This is a genomic window from uncultured Marinobacter sp. (genome assembly GCF_947488835.1).
GTDB lineage: Bacteria > Pseudomonadota > Gammaproteobacteria > Pseudomonadales > Oleiphilaceae > Marinobacter.
Genome location: NZ_CANLBK010000001.1, coordinates 267,410 through 288,182, shown reverse-complemented (window position 1 = coordinate 288,182; position 20,773 = coordinate 267,410). Strand labels below are relative to the sequence as shown.

Sequence of the window (20,773 nt, the reverse complement as noted above, 5' to 3'; positions counted from 1 at the left end):
CTCCATGTTAGCCAGTTTCGGAAACCGGGTATCTGCGCGAGTTCTCAGATTCACCGGCCAGCCGAACTTCGCCGGGACAGTTGCCCGCAAACTGTGAATCCAGTGCCTATAACAGACCATATTCTTTTAGCATTTCCAGCAAGGCCGCCTCATCCATAACTGTTACCCCAAGTTGCTCAGCTTTTGTGAGCTTGGAACCCGCAGCCTCACCCGCCACCACACAGGATGTTTTTTTCGACACGCTGCCCGCAACCTTTGCACCAAGGGCTTCCAGCTTTTCCCGGGCTTCATCACGGGTCATTTCAGATAAGGTTCCAGTGAGCACCCAGGTTTGACTGTGCAGGGGCTTTTCACCGCCGGTGACTTCCTCTTCCTGCCATTCAACACCTGCGGCACGAAGGGCTTCGAGAGTCTCGCGGTTGTGGGTTTGCTCAAAAAAGCTGCCAATATGGCCAGCGACAATTGGCCCAACATCTGGCACAGCGATGAGCGCGTCCATGTCTGCCTCTGCTACAGCCTCCAGAGTGCCGAAATGAGATGCCAGGGACTTTGCCGTAGCCTCACCCACCTCCCGGATACCCAATGCATACAGAAAACGCCAGAGAACCGGCTGCCGTGAGCGATCGATGGCTTCAACAAGATTAGTAGCCGATTTCTCACCCATTCGCTCCAGACGAGTTAAATCCTTGACGGTCAGCAGATAGATGTCTGCAACGGTTTTAACCATGCCTTGGTCAACCAGAATATCGATCCATTTATCACCAAGGCCTTCGATATCCAGGGCTTTTCTGGAGGCATAGTGGCGGATCGCTTCTTTTCTTTGGGCAGGACAAAAAAGACCACCCGAGCAACGCGCGATAGCTTCGCCTTCAATCTGGATAACATCCGAGTCGCACACAGGACATTGTTTGGGAAGCTCCACCGATTGGGCGTTTGCCGGGCGCTTTTCCAGAACCACCTTCACAACTTTAGGAATAACGTCGCCAGCCCTGCGGATAAACACAGTATCGCCGATATGAACATCCAGCCGGCGTATCTCATCCATGTTGTGGAGAGTGGCATTGCTGACCGTCACCCCCCCGACAAACACCGGCTTCAGGCGTGCAACCGGTGTAACAGCGCCGGTGCGCCCAACCTGAAATTCAACATCTTCAACAACGGTCAGCTCTTCCTGGGCAGGGAACTTCTGGGCAATAGCCCAGCGTGGTGCACGGGAAACAAATCCCAAGGCTTGCTGATAATCCAATCGGTTTACCTTGAACACGATGCCGTCTATTTCGTAAGGCAACCCACCGCGCTTCTGCATTAGCTCTTCATAAGCCTTTAGGCACTCCCCGGCGCCAACCGCTTTGCGCATTTCGGGATTAATCCGGAATCCCCAGCGCTGAACCTGCTGCAACCCCTCCCACTGTGTGTCTGGCAACAAGCTCTCGTCTGTGACCGCGACGCTGTAGGCGCACATCTCCAGTGGCCGCCGTGCGGTGACCGTTGATTTCTTTTGGCGCAAGCTTCCAGCAGCGGCATTTCTCGGGTTCACAAAGGCTTTTTCGCCCTGATTTTCCAGCCTTGCATTCAACGCTTCAAAGCCGGCAAGAGGCATATAGACTTCACCTCTTACCTCCACAAGATCGGGTACGTCACTGCCTCTAAGCCGCAGTGGGACCGATGGGATAGTGCGGATATTGGCTGTGATATCTTCGCCGGCATAACCATCGCCCCGGGTTGCCGCCCGAGTGAGGGAGCCTTGTTCGTAATGCAGGCTAACCGCCAAACCATCCAGCTTGGGCTCACAGACATATTCAACGTCTTCATCCGTGCCCAGCCTTTCTCTCACCCGGCGATCAAAGTCTCGGAGTTCGTCTTCATTAAAAGCGTTGTCGAGCGACAACATGGGCAAGCGATGAACAACTTCCTCGAAGCTGGTTTCAGCACTGCTCCCTACCCTGCGAGTAGGCGAGTCTGCAGATTCCAACCCCGGGTGCTCCGCCTCAAGATTCTGAAGCTCCCGGAACAGGCGGTCGTACTCAGCATCCGGGATGCCGGGATCATCCAGCACGTAATACCGGTAATTGTGTTCATCAAGGGCGGAACGCAACTCATCTACCCGCTTGATCGTTTCCGGTAACGGCTTGGTCATAGCTTAGTGCTCTTGGCTGTCAAAAAAATGCCCGGACAAACCCGGGCATTGTTATTTCTCGTTCTGTCCCAGACCGGCTCAGTGGCGTGGCGTTTGCTGCTTGCGCTCAAACTCACGGATGCGCTGCCGACAATGCTCTACGGTTTGGGCTGTCATCACGCTGCGCCGTTCATCTTTGAGTTCGCCACCCAGATTCCGGACCACACACTGGGCCGTTTCATGCATAAAATCAAAGGCCTGGAGTGCATTTGTTGGCCCTGGCATACTCATAAAAAAGCTGATGCCTGGTGTTGTCATAGCAGCCGCATCATTCGGCTTGAACGTGCCTGGCTCTACGGCATTTGCAACACTGAATTGTACAGGGCTGGTGGTATTATCTGCCTCATGGCGATGGTAAATCTCCATATCACCGTGAGCCAGACCACATGCCTCAAATAATTTCTGCAAAGCGGTTCCGCTGAACTCTTCCCCCTGGCGAGCAAGCACGTTTATAACGATAACCTCACGGGCTTCCGGGCGATTAGCTCCCGCCAAAGGTTGGTCTGCGCCAGAGCTTCTCTGCGGCTCTCGACGGGCGGTATCTTCTTCGACATCAATAGCAGGGCTTTCAGCAGGCTCGGAAACAGGCAGTTCTTCCTCAGATGCCCCCCAACCGGTATCAGCGGTCAAATCATCCGGTTCAGCGGACGACCATTCGTCCTCTTCAGGACTTGCATCCGTGTTTTCCAGTGCCCAGTCATCGACATTATCTTCGGGCGTTTCATGCTCCCATGACGTGTCATCGGATGAAAGCGTGTTTTCCCCAAGTGTATCTCGAACAGGTCGCGTCGGCTTCTGGGGCTTGGTCTGAAAGCGCGAGGGCTTTTCACGCCGAACATAACCACGCTCTTCGAGTGTATCTTTTGAAATCGCCCTCGCCCCACCGTTCGGGAGCTCAGGATTGTGGTAGTCATCCAGCGGAGACTCTTTCAAGTCATCAACACCCATACCGGATGAAATCGCAATAGATTCTTTGCGGGCGCGTCGCATGCGCCTCAATCCGTCGATAACAATGGCAAGGATAACCAAGGTGCCGATGGCAATTAACCATTCCCTAAGTGACATAGTGCTGCTGTCCTGTTTGCAGATCAGATCCGGAAGCAAATAAAGGGCTTCGCCTGATACTCTAAAAAAAGCCCGTAATGAATACAACGCAAAGCCGCATCACATGGCCTTTTTGTCATTCTTGGCGGTTTTCTGGTCAGCAATATTTCAGGCTTCAGCCAGAGCGGCCGCTTCTTCCACATCCACAGTAACCAAGCGCGAGCAGCCAGGTTCGTGCATGGTAACCCCCATCAGCTGGTCCGCCATTTCCATAGCAATTTTGTTGTGGGTTATGTATATAAATTGTACCTGTTTTGACATTTCCTTGACCAGATTTGCATAGCGTCCGACGTTTGCATCGTCCAAGGGGGCGTCAACTTCGTCCAGCATGCAGAAAGGCGCAGGATTGAGCTGAAAAATCGAGAATACCAACGCAATGGCCGTTAAGGCCTTTTCACCGCCTGAAAGCAGGTGGATGGTGCTGTTTTTCTTACCTGGTGGGCGCGCCATGATAGCCACACCCGTCTCCAAAAGGTCCTCACCAGTCAGTTCGAGATATGCGTTGCCGCCACCAAACACCTTCGGGAACAGGGCCTGAAGGCCGGCATTTACCTGGTCAAACGTTTCCTTGAAGCGCTGGCGCGTCTCCCGGTCGATCTTGCGAATGGCAGTATCGAGAATATCCAACGCTTCGGTCAGGTCTTCATGCTGGCTGTCGAGATAGGTCTTGCGCTCGCTCTGCACCTGATACTCATCAATCGCAGCAAGGTTAATGGCACCAAGCCGCTGAATACGATTACCAATTTTTTCCAGCTCTTCTGCCCACTCGTCCTGAGTGGCACCTTCCGGCAGTTGCGGCAGTATTTCCTGCAACTTCACATTCAGCTCTTCGAGCTGCTCAATGTGATTCCCCGCTCGGATCTCAAGAGCCTGAGATTCCATTTTTAGCTTTTCCAGCTTGGTACGAACATCCTGCACCCGGTGATCGGTGCCACTTCTACCCTGCTCCTTCTCACGCACCTCGCGATCAATTTCTTCCAACGCGTCCCGGGCCACGCCAAGTTTTTCTTCTTCGGCAAGACGTCGATCCAGCAGCCCTTCGAGCTGCATTTGCAGATCTTCCACGGGTTCTTCCGCGCTCTCTCTCGATTCTCTGAGCATTTCAAGCCGCTCTTCCAACCGTTCTTTCTGTAACTGCATACGGTCTATAGTCTGACTCAGGCCATCTCGTTGACTACTCAGAGTTTGCAGTTGTAATTGCAGCTGGTGGGCGTGATCCCGATCATGACGGGCTTCCTGGCGCAAGCCATCAAGCTTTTCTCTAAGTACGTCACGCTGCTCCAGAAGGCGCTCTTTTTCATCGTCACCGTCTTCAGCCTGTACCAAAGCCTGCTGCCATTCTTCACGGGCGATGCCGAGGCTTTCCTGCTGACCTTTGAGGTTCAGCGCCACATCCGACGCATCCTCATGAATCCGTGCAAGCCGCGCATCAATCTGCTCTGCCCGCGCACGAAGACCACTGATCCTGGACACGACCTGGCTGAGTTCACGATCAGTTTCACTTAACTGCGCCTGCGCGTCATCCCGTGCAGTTTCTGCTCTTTCTGTTTGCGCCTGCAGTGCTTCATAACGAGCGACCACCTCTTCCTGAGAATGCTCAGCTTGTGCCAGTTGCTCCGCCAGCTCATCCACTTTCTTCTGCCGCTCGATAACGCCGATCTGGCTGACATCCGAATCAGGCATCAAAACCCAATCCTTCGCCACCCAAACACCTTCGGGGGTAATGACGCTGCGCCCTTCAGCCAACGTCGACCTCTGCGACAACGCTTCCTCCAGGGTGTCGGCAACGTCGATGCCTGCCAGCATAGCTGTTACCGCAGCGACACCGGTCGCTTTTGCTGCGAGGCCCTGAGCCGAGGCATTGCTGCCAGCACCCGCCTCCATTACAGCAAGGCCCTTTGGTGCGTTTTGTAAAGCCATTGAAATGTGTTCAATTTCTGGCAACAAAAGCCCCTGACTTAGGCGACCAATCGCCTGCTCTACAGCAAATTCCCATCCATCTTGTATTTGCAGCTTGGCGGCAACCCTTGGCAGGTCACCAAGCCGGTGTTCTGATAACCACGCTTGAAGCGTGTCATTCTGACCACCCATTTGCTCATCCAGAAGCGACTGCTGGGATTCCAGTGCAGCCTGCAAACTCTGAACCCGTTGCCGGACTTCTGCGAGGCGTTGTTCGGTATCCCGCTGATTTTGTCGGGCATGCTGCAGCTCGTCCTGTTCCACATCAATGCGCTCAGCCATTTCCTCGCGCTGCAGCGAAAGCGTTTCCTGCTGTTCCAGGAAATCCTGTAACTCATCCCGATCAATCTGGTCGTCCAGTTGTGCCTGCTCTTCCTGAAGTTTGCGCTGACGGGCAAGCAACTGATCTGTGGCTTCCTCAAGAGACTTGATGCGTGACTGGGCAAGCTCTGCCTCACGACGGGCATCGGCGGACCGTGAGCTGAATTCTTCCCAACGCTGTTGCCACTCACCCATGGCATCTTCCGCCAGCTGAAGTTTTTCTCCGGATTCTTCAGAACGGATAGCAAGGGCTTCCTGCTCTGGCTCAATCATCTCCAGCTCTTCACGGATAGCAGACAGTTTGTCTTCGTCCTGGGCCAGCTCGCGGGTGAGCTCACGCTGGTTGGCCATGGCTTGATCCAATTCCACCGCGGTCTGCCGACTGCGCTCCCGCTGATGCTCAAGGCTCTGCTCAATGCGGGCAATATCGGCGCCGGCCTCGTAATAGCGGGCCTGGGCACGATTAAAATGCTCTGTGCGCTCGTGGTGGCTGTCACGAAGGGATTCAAGGGACGTTTCAAGGCTGATGCGTTCAGTGAGCTGCTTTTCAAGCTCCAGCTCTGTGTCGCGGATTTTGCCACGCCAGGATTGAAGATCATTATCGAGGGCTTGCCAGCGCAGAACCGTGAGTTCGGCTTTTTTCTGGCGTTCCTCCTGCTTGTAGGCTTTGTATTTTTCTGCAGCGGCAGCTTGCCGCTCAAGGTGCTGTAACTGGCGCCCCAGCTCTTCACGAAGATCGGTGAGGCGCTCAAGGTTTTCCTGGGTGCGCCGCATCCTGTTTTCCGTTTCGCGGCGCCGCTCCTTGTATTTGGAAATACCTGCAGCTTCCTCAATATAAACTCGTAGCTCTTCCGGTTTGGCTTCGATCAGCCGTGAAATCATGCCTTGCTCAATGATGGCATAGCTTCGAGGGCCGAGGCCGGTACCGAGGAACAGATCAGTAATATCGCGGCGTCGACATTTCGTGCCGTTCAGGAAATACTCAGACTGGCCTTCCCGGGACACTCTGCGTCGCACGGAAATCTCGTTAAAACGCACGAACTCACCGGGTGCCGACCCATCACTATTATCAAACACCAGTTCAATAGACGCCTGACCAACCGGCTTGCGGGAGCTGGAGCCATTAAAGATAACGTCAGTCATGGATTCGCCTCGCAGGTACTTGGCGGAACTTTCCCCCATTACCCAGCGAACGGCGTCAATAATATTGGATTTACCACAACCATTAGGCCCGACTACCGCGGTCAGGTTGGTAGGAAAAGGCACGGTAGTGGGATCAACGAATGACTTGAACCCGGCAAGCTTGATGGACTTCAGGCGCATGTCACGCGCTCTCCTCCTCCATGAGAATACTCAAGACCTGTTGGCGCTGATGCTCACCAAATGCCTGTATTGCAGACTCTAAACGAACTGCGTCACCACTCAGCGCAGCTTCTGCAAGCTGCTTAAAAAAGGCCGCGGTTTGGCCTATGCCACCCCGGAAGTTCTCAAGTGCAACAAAATAGGTGCGACTGATGGCAGGCCGGAAGTTTTCGAGCGTTTCCTCCAGGAACGGATTTTCCACCAGTCGATAGGCATAAAGCAGAACCTGAAAGCCCGCCTCGATCACTTTCTCGGCAGCATCCGGCCTAGTTGAGTTCACAGCTTGCGCTATTGCTTCAACCTCACGAACCCGCCCAAGAATGCCGCCCAACTCTTTATTACCGGCCCAACGCTCAACGAGTTTTCGCCCGAGCATACAGAGCAGGTCGATGTAAATATCATAAAGATTGTTGACGCTGGTCACCGTCAAGCTGGAAACCACTGCGCCCCGGCGGGGAAATATCTCAACCAGGTGCCTCCGTTCAAGAATCAACAAGGCTTCGCGCACGGACCCCCGGCTGACGCTAAGATCGCTGGCAACCTTGAGCTCCTGAATGCGACTACCAGGCTTCAGATCCCGTGTAACAATCCGCTGCCCCAAATGCTGGGCGATCTGTTCGGAAAGACTTTCTGGAGCCTGAAACGTCATACGAAATGGTGCTCACTTCTGAAAATGGGGCGAATACAAGCCCGTGAGTTTACCACAGGGATTCTACATCCCCACCCCTCCTGAACAGGCATTTTATTTCAGCTTGTACTATTGCCGGAACAGGCTTGCCGTATTATTGACGCTTATCTTGACCTTCACAGATTCCGGCACCAAACTGCCTTAAGATCATCTGTTAAATCACTGTTTATAAACAACTGCAAGCTCATGGCACGATCGGTGCTAAGAATCTCCTGAAGCATTGAAACACGTTGCCAGTGAGTGAGCCCAAGTGAAAAACACACCGTCGATACAACGAACCACCAAACCGCCAGTAAATCTGGCTGAAATCAGGCAGGCGTTTCAGGGATGGTCAAACAGCCCCGACCCACTCACACGGCTGACCCGCCGGCTATCCACTACGCTCTCACTGGAAACTCAGCTGGGAATTCTGGCCGAAGAACTAGGGAATGCTATCCCCTTCGATACCCTGAGCTACCGCCATACAATCGCACACCGTGACTTTGTGTTTGCTACCGGCATGGGCGGCCCCCACCAGTGCGAATACCGCCTTAATCTGGAAGGGTTCTTTTACGGTACGCTCACACTGAACCGCCGAAAGAGGTTTACGGATGATGAGCTCCAGGCCATCGAGATGATCATCAGCGCTGCTATCTTTCCGCTGCGCAATGCCTGCCAATATATTGCAATTGAACAAGCAGCTCTAACGGATGCGCTCACATCGATCCCCAACAAGCGTGCGCTTGATGAACACCTTCAGCGAGCAAGCTCGCTGTCAGACAGGCACGGAGAAGAATACACGCTGATTCTTTGTGATCTGGACCACTTCAAGACTGTAAACGACCAGCACGGCCACGTAGTAGGCGACCACCTGTTGAAACTGACTGCAGAAGCAATTGAAAACGCCATCAGAAACTCAGACAGCGTTTACCGGTTTGGTGGTGAGGAGTTCGCGATTTTGCTACCACACACCGGCGAGCGGGAAGCGCGAGATGTTGCTGACCGCGTAAGAAATGCGGTTGGCGATATCAAGATAGATTGTGGCGGCACAGAGCTATCTGTAACCATCAGCTGTGGCTTGGCAAGGCACCTTTGTGAAGAAGGGCCGAGCCAATGGATAGCCCGCGCCGATGAGGCTCTTTACAGGGCGAAGGCTCAAGGCCGGAACTGTACTAGAGTATTTGCAAGCATTGGATGAACAGCCTGAGCCTTGTGGCACCCAGGCTATGCATTTCAGATATTATTTGTCGGAATGGGATTTGCGGGGTCTGCCCGTTCCTCTTTGTGGCTTTCGGGCACCGCCACGGGCCTTATCAGAACCACCACTGCGGGCAGGCTTCGTGTCACTGACATCCCAGCGCCGAGTTCCAGGCTTCTTGCCTCCGCTTCCAGGGCTTTTTCTTCTCTGCCGCTCATGCGCGGCCTGCTCGTCCGGGGTTTTCTGAGGTATATCCACAGAGGCAAGCCCAACTGTTTTGCTCAAGCTATCGACTGCTTTCTGGTCCAACTCCTCCCACTTCCCAAGCGTCAGCCGGCTTGGCAAGAAAACAGGACCATAGCGCACCCGCTTAAGCCGGCTTACCCGTACACCCTGAGACTCCCACAAACGGCGAACCTCACGGTTGCGACCTTCAAGAAGCGTAACGTGGAACCAGCGGTTTATGCCGCTTCCACCTGCCTGAGTGATATCGCTGAACTTTGCCATACCATCTTCGAGCAAAACGCCCGCCATCAGGCGAGCTATCATGGCGTCATCCACCTCACCGAACACCCGGACGGCGTATTCCCGGTCAATTTGACTGGAGGGGTGCATAAGGCGATTGGCCAACTCACCATCGGTGGTAAACAGCACGAGACCCGTAGTGTTAATATCCAAGCGGCCAATGGATATCCAACGGTTGTCCTTCAGCCTTGGCAGACGGTCGAAGACCGTCGGCCGGCCCTCAGGATCCTTACGGGTAGTGACTTCGCCTTCAGGTTTGTTATAAATAAGAACCCGGCGCACTGTCACAGCGGCTGCTGCGACGTCCAGTCGCTTTCCGTCCAGCTCAAACGTATCGCTTACCGTGGCTTTCTGGCCCGGCACTGCAGGCTCACCATTCACGATAAGACGTCCGGATTCCATCCAGCCTTCTATTTCCCGGCGTGAGCCTACTCCAGCTCGGGCCAGCAGTTTTTGAATCCGCTCTGGCTCGTCATTGATAGCCGTATCTGCGGCCGGTTTTGCTTTTCTTCCGGGGCGTTCTGACGCCATGAACTTAATCCTTAATCGCTGACTGACACCCGAATGGTATCAGTGAAATGTCTGATCTGACGTGTTGTCGCCAGTGGGCTGAGCTGATGTTGAATCAAACTCGATCTCAGCCTGTATATTCTTTTCAATTTCCCTGCCGATTTCTTCCAGATCCCGGATTTCAGACAAAGGTGGCAATTCAGTCAGGCCGGAAAGATTGAAATAGTCGAGAAATTGACGGGTTGTCGCATACATAGCCGGTCGGCCAGGAACATCTCGATGCCCTACAATACGGACCCACTCTCGCTCAAGTAAGGTACGAATGATATTGCTGCTTACCGCAACACCCCGGATATCTTCAATTTCACCGCGAGTTATTGGCTGACGATAGGCAATCAGAGCCAGAGTTTCCAGCAGAGCACGGGAGTAGCGTTGAGGCTTCTCCTCAAAAAGGCGACTGACCCAAGGCGCGAACTCCTCACGAATCTGTAGCCGGTAGCCGCTGGCAACCTTGCGTAGCTCGAAACCGCGACCCTCACAGGCGTTGCCCACGAGCATCATAACGTGTTCCATAACCTGCCGCGCCGGGCGCTCATCCTCTGCAAACAACTCTCTTAGCTGGTCCAGTGTCAGAGGCTTGCCCGCTGCAAGTAACGCCGCTTCGGCAATCGCCTGAATTTTAGCGAGATTTTCTTCATTCATGATGGCTATCAGCCTTCTCTGTGCCGCGTTCCAATGCGATATTCATTCTAACGTGCTGCCCGCGCACGCACGTGAATCTGCCCCAGCACTTCCGCCTGCACTACTTCTATCAACTGCTCTTTCACCAATTCCAGGGTTGCCAGAAATGTCACTACCACCCCTAACCGCCCTTCTTCAATGGTAAACAGGCTCTGGAAGGTGACAAACTGATCATCCCGCAACAGTGACAAAATAGCGGACATGCGTTCGCGGGTGGACAGCCTTTCCCGTTCAACGTGATGACTGGTGAAAAGGTCGGCCCTGCTCAGAACGCCCTGCAAGGCAAGAAGCAGATCACGCATTTCAACATCTGGATGCGCTTGATTTGACGGAAGCTTCGGCAAGGATGCGGACACCGTAAATGTCTCGCGCTCCATGCGCGGAAGGGCATCAATATCCTCAGCGGCTTTTTTGAAACGCTCATATTGTTGCAGCCGACGAATGAGCTCTGCGCGCGGATCCACCTCATCGTCTTCCTCGGCCTCATGCCGTGGCAACAACATACGGGACTTGATCTCCGCAAGCGTTGCCGCCATTACAAGGTATTCAGCTGCGAGTTCGAAGCGCATGACTTCTACGGCGCCAATATATTCCATGTACTGCCGGGTTATCTCGCTTACGTCTATGTCCAGAATGTCCATATTCTGGCGCCGTATGAGATACAGCAACAGATCGAGCGGGCCTTCAAAAGCCTCAAGAAATACCGCAAGGGCATCCGGCGGGATATACAGATCATTGGGAAGGTCAACAACCTCCTTGCCTGACACCCGCGCTAATGGAGCCTGATCTGGCTTAGCGATAGCTCAATCCCATAGCAGCCCGAACTTCGTCCAGAGTGTCTCTTGCAGCGTCACGTGCGTGTTCGCGCCCTTCCTGCAAAATGGAATGTACAAGATCGGGGCTGTTTTCATATTCAAGAGCCCGTTCGCGTATGGGCCGCTGCTCTTCCACAATTGCATCAATCAATGGCTTTTTGCAATCCAGACAGCCTATGCCGGCACTGCGACAACCCGTTTGAACCCACTCTTTAGTGGCCTCATCGGAGTACACCTTGTGCAGACCCCAAACAGGGCACTTCTCGGGTTCACCCGGATCAGTGCGACGTACTCGCTGGGGATCTGTCTGCATGGTACGAACTTTCTGAGCCACGGTATCAGGATCTTCCCGCAGCCCAATATAGTTGTTATAGGACTTGGACATCTTTTGACCGTCCAACCCCGGCATTTTTGAATCGGGCGTTAAAAGGGGCTGTGGCTCAGGCAATATGATCTTGCCACCACCTTCAATGAAGCCGTAAAGGCGCTCACGATCACCAAGGGAGATATTCTGCTGCTCCATAAGTAACGCACGGGCCGTTTCCAGCGCTTCCATGTCGCCCTCTTCCTGATAACGCTTCTTGAGTGTGCGATAGAGCTTGGCGTTTTTCTTACCCATCTTCACGATGGCCGACTCTGCCTGCTCTTCAAAACCGGGCTCGCGCCCATAGAGGTGATTAAACCGGCGTGCTACTTCACGGGTGATTTCCACATGGGACACCTGGTCTGCGCCCACAGGCACCTTGCCTGCCCGGTACATAAGAATGTCTGCCGTCTGCAGCAGTGGATACCCAAGAAACCCATAAGTTGCCAGATCCTTTTCCCGCAGTTTTTCCTGCTGATCCTTATAGGTGGGAATGCGCTCCAGCCAGCCCAGCGGTGTAATCATGGACAACAGCAAGTGAAGCTCTGCGTGCTCCGGTACCTGAGACTGGATAAACATGGTGGATGAGCCGGGATTTACCCCTGCTGCCAACCAGTCGACCACCATATCCCATACGCTTTGTTCTATGCCGGACGGGTCATCGTATTGCGTTGTCAGGGCATGCCAGTCGGCGATAAAGAAGAAGCACTCAAATTCGTGCTGGAGTTTCACCCAGTTTTTTAGCACACCATGGTAATGACCTAGATGAAGCTTGCCGGTCGGACGCATACCAGACAAAACCCGTTGCTGGGACTCTACTGAACTCAAAGCACAAACTCCTTCTTTTGAATGGGATTCGCCCATACTAGATCAGACGACCCAGCATTATAAATAAAAAACCCCCGCTCTGCAGAACAGAAACGGGGGTTTTCAAGAAAGAAACTAACTTACCAGCCAGTTACTTCCTTCAGAGCCTTACCAATATCGGCCAAACTGCGAACAGTTTTAACACCGGCATCGTTCAAAGCTGCGAACTTCTCGTCTGCCGTGCCCTTACCACCAGAGATGATGGCACCAGCGTGGCCCATGCGCTTACCTGGAGGTGCTGTAACACCGGCAATGTAAGCAACCACTGGCTTAGTGACGTTTTCCTTGATGAAAGCAGCCGCTTCTTCTTCAGCAGTACCGCCAATTTCACCAATCATCACAATCGCTTCTGTCTGCGGGTCATTCTGCAGCAGTGCAAGGATATCGATGAAGTTAGAGCCTGGAATCGGGTCGCCACCAATGCCTACGCAGGTAGACTGGCCGTAGCCGAAGTCTGTGGTCTGCTTGACCGCTTCGTAAGTCAGGGTGCCGGAACGGGATACGATACCCACCTTGCCTGGCTTGTGAATGTGGCCCGGCATAATACCGATCTTGCACTCACCCGGAGTAATCACACCCGGGCAGTTAGGACCAATCATGCGAACGCCTTTACGATCAACGTATTCTTTGGCGTAAAGCATGTCGATGGTCGGAATGCCCTCAGTGATGCACACAATCAGCTCAATACCGGCATCTGCCGCTTCAATGATCGCATCCTTACAGAACGGAGCAGGAACATAGATTACGGTAGCCTCGGCTCCGGTCTTTTCTACTGCTTCACGAACGGTATTGAATACCGGCAGGCCCAAATGCTCAGTGCCGCCCTTACCCGGGCTTACGCCACCGACCATTTTGGTTCCGTATTCGATAGCCTGCTCAGAGTGAAAGGTACCCTGCGCGCCAGTAAAGCCCTGGCAAATAACCTTGGTGTCTTTATTGATCAGGATGCTCATTATTTACCCCCTGCGGCTTTAACAACTTGCTCTGCAGCATCCGCCAGACTGGTGGCGGCGATAATGTTCAGGCCACTTTCAGCAAGTACCTTGGTGCCTTTCTCAGCGTTGTTGCCTTCAAGGCGCACAACCACAGGAACCTTGACGCCCACTTCCTTGACTGCACCGATAATACCTTCAGCAATCATGTCACAACGGACAATACCACCGAAGATGTTAACCAGAACGGCTTGTACTGCGTCGTCAGACAAGATGATCTTGAACGCTTCAGTAACACGCTCTTTGGTTGCACCGCCGCCAACATCAAGGAAGTTTGCCGGCTCACCGCCAGACAACTTGATGATGTCCATGGTGCCCATGGCCAAGCCCGCACCGTTAACCATGCAGCCGATGTTTCCATCCAGCGCTACATAGTTGAGTTCCCACTTGGCAGCTTCGGCTTCACGAGGATCTTCCTGGGAAGGATCGTGCATTTCCTGAATTTTTTTCTGGCGATACAGTGCGTTACCGTCAACACCAATCTTGGCATCCAGGCAGTGCAAGTCACCGGCTGGGGTAATAACCAGCGGGTTGATTTCCAGCAGTGCCAGGTCACGCTCTTCAAACAGCTTCGCAAGACCCATGAAAATCTTGGTGAACTGACCGATTTGCTTGCCTTCGAGCCCAAGCTTGAACGCCAACTCGCGGCCCTGGAACGGCTGTGCGCCAACCAGCGGATCGATTTCAGCTCTCAAGATCTTTTCCGGTGTTTCTTCAGCAACCGTCTCGATCTCGACACCACCTTCGGTGGACGCCATGAACACGACGCGACGGGAGGCACGGTCAACAACTGCGCCCAGATACAGCTCCTGATCAATATCGGTCAGGGACTCAACCAAAATCTTGGTGACTGGCTGGCCGTTTTCGTCTGTTTGATAGGTGACCAGGTTCTTGCCCAGCCACTTTTCAGCAAACTCGCGAATTTCGTCTTTGCTCTTGACCAGCTTTACGCCGCCGGCCTTACCGCGGCCACCCGCGTGAACCTGGGCTTTAACCACCCACGCATCGCCGCCAATTTCATCAGCGGCTGCAACCGCGTCTTTCGGAGTATCACAGGCAATGCCTTGAGATACGGGCAGGCCATATTCAGCGAAAAGCTGTTTGCCCTGATATTCATGCAAATTCATAGTTAGTGTCCCGCTTTTTGATGGAGGATAACCACGTACGGCAGTGAACTCGCCACTCCCCGAATGAGGAGCCTTAAACGCGAATTCTGTTCGATGAGCAGGGGATCACCTCAGCTCACCACGATCGCAAACGGAAATCTGTCTTTTTATAATAAAGGGGCGCCATTACGGACGCCCCTACTTCCTGTTTTGCGTTACTTCTTTTTGCGACGGTTCGCGATGTGAATCGCACCACCGTTGACTGCCAGGGCCGCCTCATGCACAGACTCCGAAAGAGTCGGATGTGCAAAACAGGTCAGCGCCAGATCTTCTGCACTGGAACCGAATTCCATGGCAATAACGCCTTGGGCAACAATCTCTGATGCCTGAGGCCCAACAACGTGGAAGCCCAGAATTCGATCAGTTTTCTCGTCGGCGATAATTTTCACCATACCTGAGGCGGCATTTGCAGCCATTGCACGGCCGTTCGCCGCAAATGGGAAAGTACCAACCTTGTAGGCTTCGCCTTCAGTCTTGAGCTGCTCTTCCGTCTTGCCTACCCAGGCCACTTCCGGCGAGGTGTAAATAACGTTGGGAATGCAGTCGTAATTTACCTGGGGCTTTTGGCCAGCGATGCGCTCAGCGACCATTACACCCTCTTCTGAAGCTTTGTGCGCCAGCATCGGGCCGCGCACGACATCCCCTACAGCCCAAACACCCGGTGCTTCGGTTTTGCACTTCTCATCAACGAAGATGAAACCGCGCTCGTCCATGCTTACGCCGGAATCTGCTGCCAGAAGGTTATCTGTATAAGGTCTGCGACCGACGGCAACAATCAGCTTGTCGACCTTCAGTTCCTGCTTACCCTTGCTGTCTTCGTAACTAACATTAACCAGCTTGCGCTTGACCTCGGCACCGGTTACACGGCCACCCATGACAATATCCAGGCCCTGCTTACGGAACTGCTTCAGTGCATCTTTGGCAATCTGCTGATCAACCGCCGGCAGGAAGGTATCTTGCGCCTCCAGCACAGTCACTTCAGCGCCCAAGCGGGCCCAAACACTACCCAGCTCAAGGCCGATAACGCCAGCGCCAATGATACCAAGACGCTTTGGCACCTTATCAAATTCCAACGCGCCTTCAGAATCGACAATATAGCCTTCCGTCATAGGCGCAGGCGGGATATCGATAGGTTTGGAGCCGGTTGCAATAATAACGTTATCCGCTTCGTAGGTGCTGGTTTTCCCGTCTTTGTCAGTCACTTCCACCTGACGATTAGCCAACAGCTTGCCGTGACCATAAATAGAGGTGACACCATTAGCTTTAAACAACCCGGCGATACCGCCAGTCAGCTGTTTTACTATACCGTCCTTGCGCTCCATCATTTTGGCGATGTCGATTTTGACATCCTTGGCAATGATGCCCTGCATTTCATAGTCGTGGCTTGCTTCCTCAAACTTGTGGGAAATCTCAAGCAAGGCTTTCGACGGGATACAACCCACGTTCAGGCAGGTGCCGCCCAAAACCTGTGACTTGCCATCTTTAGAGCTCCACGACTCGACACACGCAGTTTTGAGGCCAAGCTGAGCCGCTTTGATGGCAGCAACATAGCCACCAGGGCCTGCGCCAATAACAATTACGTCGTACTTATCAGACATAGTAAATCCTGTTTTCCGATTCGTTAGGTGTCAGCTCACACGTCCAGAAGAATGCGCGCCGGATCCTCAAGCATGTCTTTGATGGCCACAAGGAATTGTACCGCCTCCTTGCCATCCACCATGCGGTGGTCATAGGACAGCGCAAGGTACATCATCGGACGGATTTCCACCTTGCCATTGACCGCCATGGGGCGCTCCTGGATTTTGTGCATACCCAGAATCGCTGTTTGCGGCGGATTCAGGATCGGCGTAGAAATCAGGGACCCGAAAATACCACCATTAGTAATGGTAAAGGTACCACCGGTCATATCTTCTATCGCAAGCTTGCCACCTTTCGCCTTGGTGCCGTACTCAACAATTTTCTTCTCGATATCTGCCAAGCCCATTGCGTCCGTATCACGGAGTACCGGAACAACCAGGCCGCGATCAGTGGATACGGCAACACCGATGTCCTGGTAGCCGTGGTAAACCATATCGTTACCATCGATAGACGCGTTCACAGCCGGGAAACGCTTCAACGCTTCCGTGGCAGCCTTGGCGAAGAAAGACATAAAGCCCAGCTTGATATCATGACGCTTCACGAAGCTGTCCTGATAGGCCTTGCGCAGCTCCATGATAGGCCCCATATCAACCTCGTTAAAGGTCGTCAGCATGGCGGCTGTTTGTTGCGCATTAACCAGTCGCTTGGCGATGCTGGCACGCAAGCGGGTCATTGGCACACGCTTTTCAGGACGCTCACCAGCGGCCACGTTCACTTCGGGCATAGCAGACGGTGCAGCTGCTTTTGCGGAACCACCTGAAGACTTGGAAGAGTCCACGTGATTTTGAACGTCTTCTTTCGTGACACGCCCGTCTTTTCCAGTGCCCTTTACAGCAGCCGGATCAACGTTGTTTTCGTCAGCTAACTTACGCGCAGCCGGGCTCAGAATCGCGTCGCCGGACTCCTGGCTTTGCTCAGACTTGGCTTCACCTTTATCCGCACTGGCACTGCTGGCTTTGCTCTCCGAAGAACCGGAGTCGCCCGCAGCGCCGGCTTTAAATTTACCAATGACTTCACCGCTCTCTACGGTATCGCCTTCACCTTTGAGAATTTCCTCGATTACACCGTCTGCAGGTGCGACAACTTCGAGAACCACTTTGTCGGTTTCGATATCGACAATCAGGTCGTCACGTGAACAGGCTTCGCCAGGCTGTTTGTGCCAGGTCGCGACGGTACCCTCTGCGACCGACTCCGGGAATACGGGGGCTTTAATCTCAGTAGACATTACAGTTCCTTAGTTCGGTAGCTCGTCAGATTTCAAACGCGTCGTTAACAAGGTTTTTCTGCTCTTCAATATGCACAGACATGTGCCCTGCCGCCGGAGCAGCAGAAGCCTCACGGCCAGCATACTGAAGGTACAGCTTTGGATTCAGACGTTGCAGCGCATTACGCATATGGTGCTGACTGCAATACCAGGCACCCTGGTTCATTGGCTCTTCCTGGCACCAAACAACGTGTTTGAGCTTCGGATACTGCGCCAAGGTTTCGTCCAGATCCTCACCGGGGAACGGATAGAGCTGCTCAATACGTATCAGGGCAACGTCGTCCCGCTCTTCGGTCTTCTTCTTTTCCAGAAGGTCATAATAGACCTTGCCACTGCAAAGAATAACCCGGGTAACCTTTTTCGCTTCAGGCAGATCTTTCTCAGGAAGTACTGTCTGGAAGGTGCCTGAGGTCAGATCGTCGAGATCCGAGGTCGCTTCCTTGTGGCGCAGCAGACTCTTGGGCGTGATTGCCACCAGAGGCTTACGCAATGGACGCTTAACCTGGCGGCGAAGCATATGGAAAACCTGGGAAGGCGTGGTTGGCACACATACCTGAATATTGTGCTCTGCCGATAGCTGGAGGAAACGCTCAAGCCGCGCAGAACTGTGCTCAGGCCCCTGCCCTTCATAGCCGTGCGGCAGCAACAGAGTCAGCCCGCACAGGCGGCCCCACTTATGCTCGCCACTGGTCAGGAACTGGTCGATAACCACCTGGGCGCCGTTTGCAAAGTCCCCAAACTGAGCCTCCCAGACAACCAGTGCATCCGGCGTAGTTGTTGCGTAGCCGTACTCGAACGCCATCACTGCCATTTCCGACAGTAGCGAGTCGTATATTTCAAACTTTGGCTGTTTATCAGAGAGCTGTGCAAGCGCTATGTGTCTGGAGCCATCTTTCTGGTTATGCAAAACCGCGTGGCGGTGAGAGAAGGTTCCACGCCCCACATCCTGTCCGGTCAAGCGAATTGGATGCCCTTCGTTCAGCAGCGTTGCGTACGCCATGATCTCACCGTAACCCCAGTTAATGGGCAGCGCACCGGCGGTCATTTTGTCGCGATCAGTGACGATTTTGGATACCTGACGCTGAATGCTGAACCCTTCGGGTACCTGGGTCAGCTTCTTGCCCAGCTTCTGGATGGTTTTCAATGGCACGCTGGACTTACACTTGGCAGTCCATGCGTGACCAAGATACGGAGCCCAGTCCACGTAGAGATCTTTGTTCGGCTCTTTGACAAGAGATTTGACCACATGCTCGCCGTTATCCAGCGCATCACGGTAGTCATTTTCCATCTGCTTGGCTTCGTCTTCAGTCACCACACCTGCAGCAATCAGCTTGTCTGCGTATATATTACGCGTGGTTGGCAGCTTACGAATTTTTTGGTACATCATCGGCTGTGTTGCAGCAGGCTCATCCGCCTCGTTGTGTCCACGACGGCGATAACAAACCAGATCGATAACCACGTCACCCTTGAACTCGTTGCGATAGTCCATCGCCATTTGAGTTACAAACACAACCGCATCAGGATCATCAGCGTTCACATGCAGTATCGGCGCCTGGACCATCTTCGCGATGTCGGTGCAATACTCCGTAGAGCGCGCGTCTTCCTGCTTGCTGGTGGTGAAGCCAACCTGGTTATTGATAACAATATGGATGGTGCCACCCACGCCAAAACCACGGGTCTGGGACATCTGGAAAGTTTCCATCACCACACCCTGACCGGCAAATGCCGCATCACCGTGCATGATAACCGGAACAACCTGATTGCCTTCCGTATCGGAACGACGCGTCTGGCGGGCACGAACCGACCCCTCTACCACGGGAGATACTATTTCCAGGTGGGATGGGTTAAACGCCATGGCCAAGTGCACTTCACCGCCGTCTGTCATAACGTTGGACGAGAAGCCCTGGTGGTATTTGACGTCGCCGGAACCGGAATCGGCGAGCCTTTTACCTTCGAATTCATCAAACAATTCTTTGGGGTTTTTGCCCAAAGTATTGACCAGAATATTCAGTCGGCCACGGTGGGCCATACCCAGAACAATTTCCTTGGCACCGTAATGACCGGCACGCTGGATAAGCTCATCCATGCAAGGAATAAGGCTTTCACCACCCTCAAGACCAAAACGCTTGACGCCTGGGTAGCGGGAGCCAAGGTATTTCTCCAAGCCTTCGGCAGCCGTAAGGCGTTCAAGAATATGGGTACGGGTAGCGGCTTCGAAACCGGGCTCTGAGCGAACCGGTTCCATACGTTGCTGAAACCAGCGCTTGATGCGGGTATCAACCACGTGCATATATTCGGCACCGATGCTTCCGCAGTATGTCTTGCGGAGACCATCGTAGATATCGCCAAGCTTCATGGTGTCAGAACCAAAGCTCAGAGAGCCTGTCTGGAATTCCAGATCGAGATCGGACTCGGACAGATCGTGAAACGACAGTTCAAGATCTTCTACCTTGGGACGATTCCAGACGCCGAGTGGATCAAGCTTTGCTTCCTGGTGACCACGAAAACGATAAGCATTGATTAACTGAAGAACACGAATCTGCTTTTTATCAGCATCCGACGTAGCGCCAGCTGGCACGCCATTAGTCGTGAGGAAACGCTGATTGCGGGAGATGTGCTCAAACTGTTCCCGGATCGAAGAGTGAATAACGTCGCGGCCATGACTGCCATCAACGCTTGGAAGCTTGTCGAAATAGCTGCGCCACTCTTCAGGAACGGCATTAGGGTCTGTCAGGTAGGTTTCAAAAAGCTGTTCAACATAGGCCAGATTTCCACCTTGCAAGTGGGACGTCTGCCATAACTGCTCCATCATGCTTTCTTGCATTTTGAATAGCTCACCTTGGGCTGGTGCGGGGGAGCCAAGTATGGTCGGCCAGGGGTAACTATCAGTCAATACGGGTTTTTACGGGATCGACTATGGCCACCACACCCAACATGGATGTTTTCCGTTCCCCAATGATTTTTTATACTCTGCAACGCCGCAAGAAAACCTGCTGAGTTCCCGGCACGGCTTGCGTAGTGTGCACCCGGGTAAGACCTTTGACTATAAGCCTTTGGTTGAAGGCCCCGCATAAAATGCGAGGCCTTCCGGGAGTCCAACCTAT

14 protein-coding genes are annotated in these 20,773 nt (G+C 53.5%); 1 reads left to right on the top strand and 13 read right to left on the bottom strand.

Translation table 11 applies throughout. From position 1 onward, the window contains the following. Positions 1-106: 106 nt before the first annotated feature. The 4 genes from ligA to Q0824_RS01305 form a co-directional block, all read right to left on the bottom strand. Positions 107-2,137, bottom strand: a complete 2,031-nt coding sequence (gene ligA, locus Q0824_RS01320) for an NAD-dependent DNA ligase LigA (RefSeq protein ID WP_298446969.1) — start codon at positions 2,135-2,137, stop codon at positions 107-109. Between the two features lie 78 nt (positions 2,138-2,215). Then, complete coding sequence (zipA, locus tag Q0824_RS01315) at positions 2,216-3,241, bottom strand: cell division protein ZipA (RefSeq protein WP_298446968.1); 1,026 nt, start codon at positions 3,239-3,241, stop codon at positions 2,216-2,218. 147 nt (positions 3,242-3,388) lie between these two features. After that, positions 3,389-6,883, bottom strand: coding sequence for a chromosome segregation protein SMC (gene smc, locus Q0824_RS01310; protein WP_298446967.1), 3,495 nt, complete (start codon positions 6,881-6,883; stop codon positions 3,389-3,391). 1 nt (position 6,884) lies between these two features. Then, a complete protein-coding gene (locus Q0824_RS01305; RefSeq protein ID WP_298446966.1) occupies positions 6,885-7,571 on the bottom strand; it encodes a GntR family transcriptional regulator in 687 nt (228 codons plus the stop codon). A gap of 289 nt (positions 7,572-7,860) precedes the next feature. Here Q0824_RS01305 and Q0824_RS01300 point away from each other — a divergent pair, with 289 nt between their 5' ends. After that, positions 7,861-8,787, top strand: a complete 927-nt coding sequence (locus tag Q0824_RS01300; RefSeq protein WP_298446965.1) for a GGDEF domain-containing protein — start codon at positions 7,861-7,863, stop codon at positions 8,785-8,787. A 42-nt stretch (positions 8,788-8,829) separates the two neighbouring features. On the opposite strand, the gene rluB is transcribed toward Q0824_RS01300, so the two are convergent. The 9 genes from rluB to Q0824_RS01255 all read right to left on the bottom strand — a co-directional run bounded on the left by rluB (position 8,830) and on the right by Q0824_RS01255 (position 20,493). Further along, positions 8,830-9,843 (bottom strand): 23S rRNA pseudouridine(2605) synthase RluB, encoded by a 1,014-nt coding sequence (rluB, locus tag Q0824_RS01295; RefSeq protein ID WP_298446964.1) that lies wholly within the window; start codon positions 9,841-9,843, stop codon positions 8,830-8,832. A gap of 39 nt (positions 9,844-9,882) precedes the next feature. Next, positions 9,883-10,524, bottom strand: coding sequence for an SMC-Scp complex subunit ScpB (scpB, locus tag Q0824_RS01290; RefSeq protein WP_298446963.1), 642 nt, complete (start codon positions 10,522-10,524; stop codon positions 9,883-9,885). A 47-nt stretch (positions 10,525-10,571) separates the two neighbouring features. Then, complete coding sequence (locus Q0824_RS01285) at positions 10,572-11,363, bottom strand: segregation/condensation protein A (RefSeq protein ID WP_298449477.1); 792 nt, start codon at positions 11,361-11,363, stop codon at positions 10,572-10,574. Further along, positions 11,356-12,570 carry a tryptophan--tRNA ligase gene (locus Q0824_RS01280; RefSeq protein ID WP_298446962.1) on the bottom strand — a complete coding sequence of 405 codons (1,215 nt, stop codon included), beginning with the start codon at positions 12,568-12,570 and terminating at the stop codon, positions 11,356-11,358. The genes Q0824_RS01285 and Q0824_RS01280 overlap by 8 nt, the downstream gene beginning before the upstream one ends. Positions 12,571-12,689: 119 nt before the next feature. Beyond that, positions 12,690-13,562 carry a succinate--CoA ligase subunit alpha gene (sucD, locus tag Q0824_RS01275; protein ID WP_200204954.1) on the bottom strand — a complete coding sequence of 291 codons (873 nt, stop codon included), beginning with the start codon at positions 13,560-13,562 and terminating at the stop codon, positions 12,690-12,692. Continuing rightward, positions 13,562-14,728 (bottom strand): ADP-forming succinate--CoA ligase subunit beta, encoded by a 1,167-nt coding sequence (sucC, locus tag Q0824_RS01270; protein WP_298446961.1) that lies wholly within the window; start codon positions 14,726-14,728, stop codon positions 13,562-13,564. Before sucC ends, sucD begins: the two co-directional genes overlap by 1 nt. Positions 14,729-14,922: 194 nt before the next feature. Further along, a complete protein-coding gene (gene lpdA / locus Q0824_RS01265) occupies positions 14,923-16,365 on the bottom strand; it encodes a dihydrolipoyl dehydrogenase (protein ID WP_298446960.1) in 1,443 nt (480 codons plus the stop codon). 35 nt (positions 16,366-16,400) lie between these two features. After that, on the bottom strand, positions 16,401-17,630 hold the full coding sequence (gene odhB, locus Q0824_RS01260; protein WP_298446959.1) for a 2-oxoglutarate dehydrogenase complex dihydrolipoyllysine-residue succinyltransferase: 1,230 nt from the start codon (positions 17,628-17,630) through the stop codon (positions 16,401-16,403). Between the two features lie 25 nt (positions 17,631-17,655). Next, on the bottom strand, positions 17,656-20,493 hold the full coding sequence (locus Q0824_RS01255) for a 2-oxoglutarate dehydrogenase E1 component (RefSeq protein ID WP_298446958.1): 2,838 nt from the start codon (positions 20,491-20,493) through the stop codon (positions 17,656-17,658). Positions 20,494-20,773: the final 280 nt, after the last annotated feature.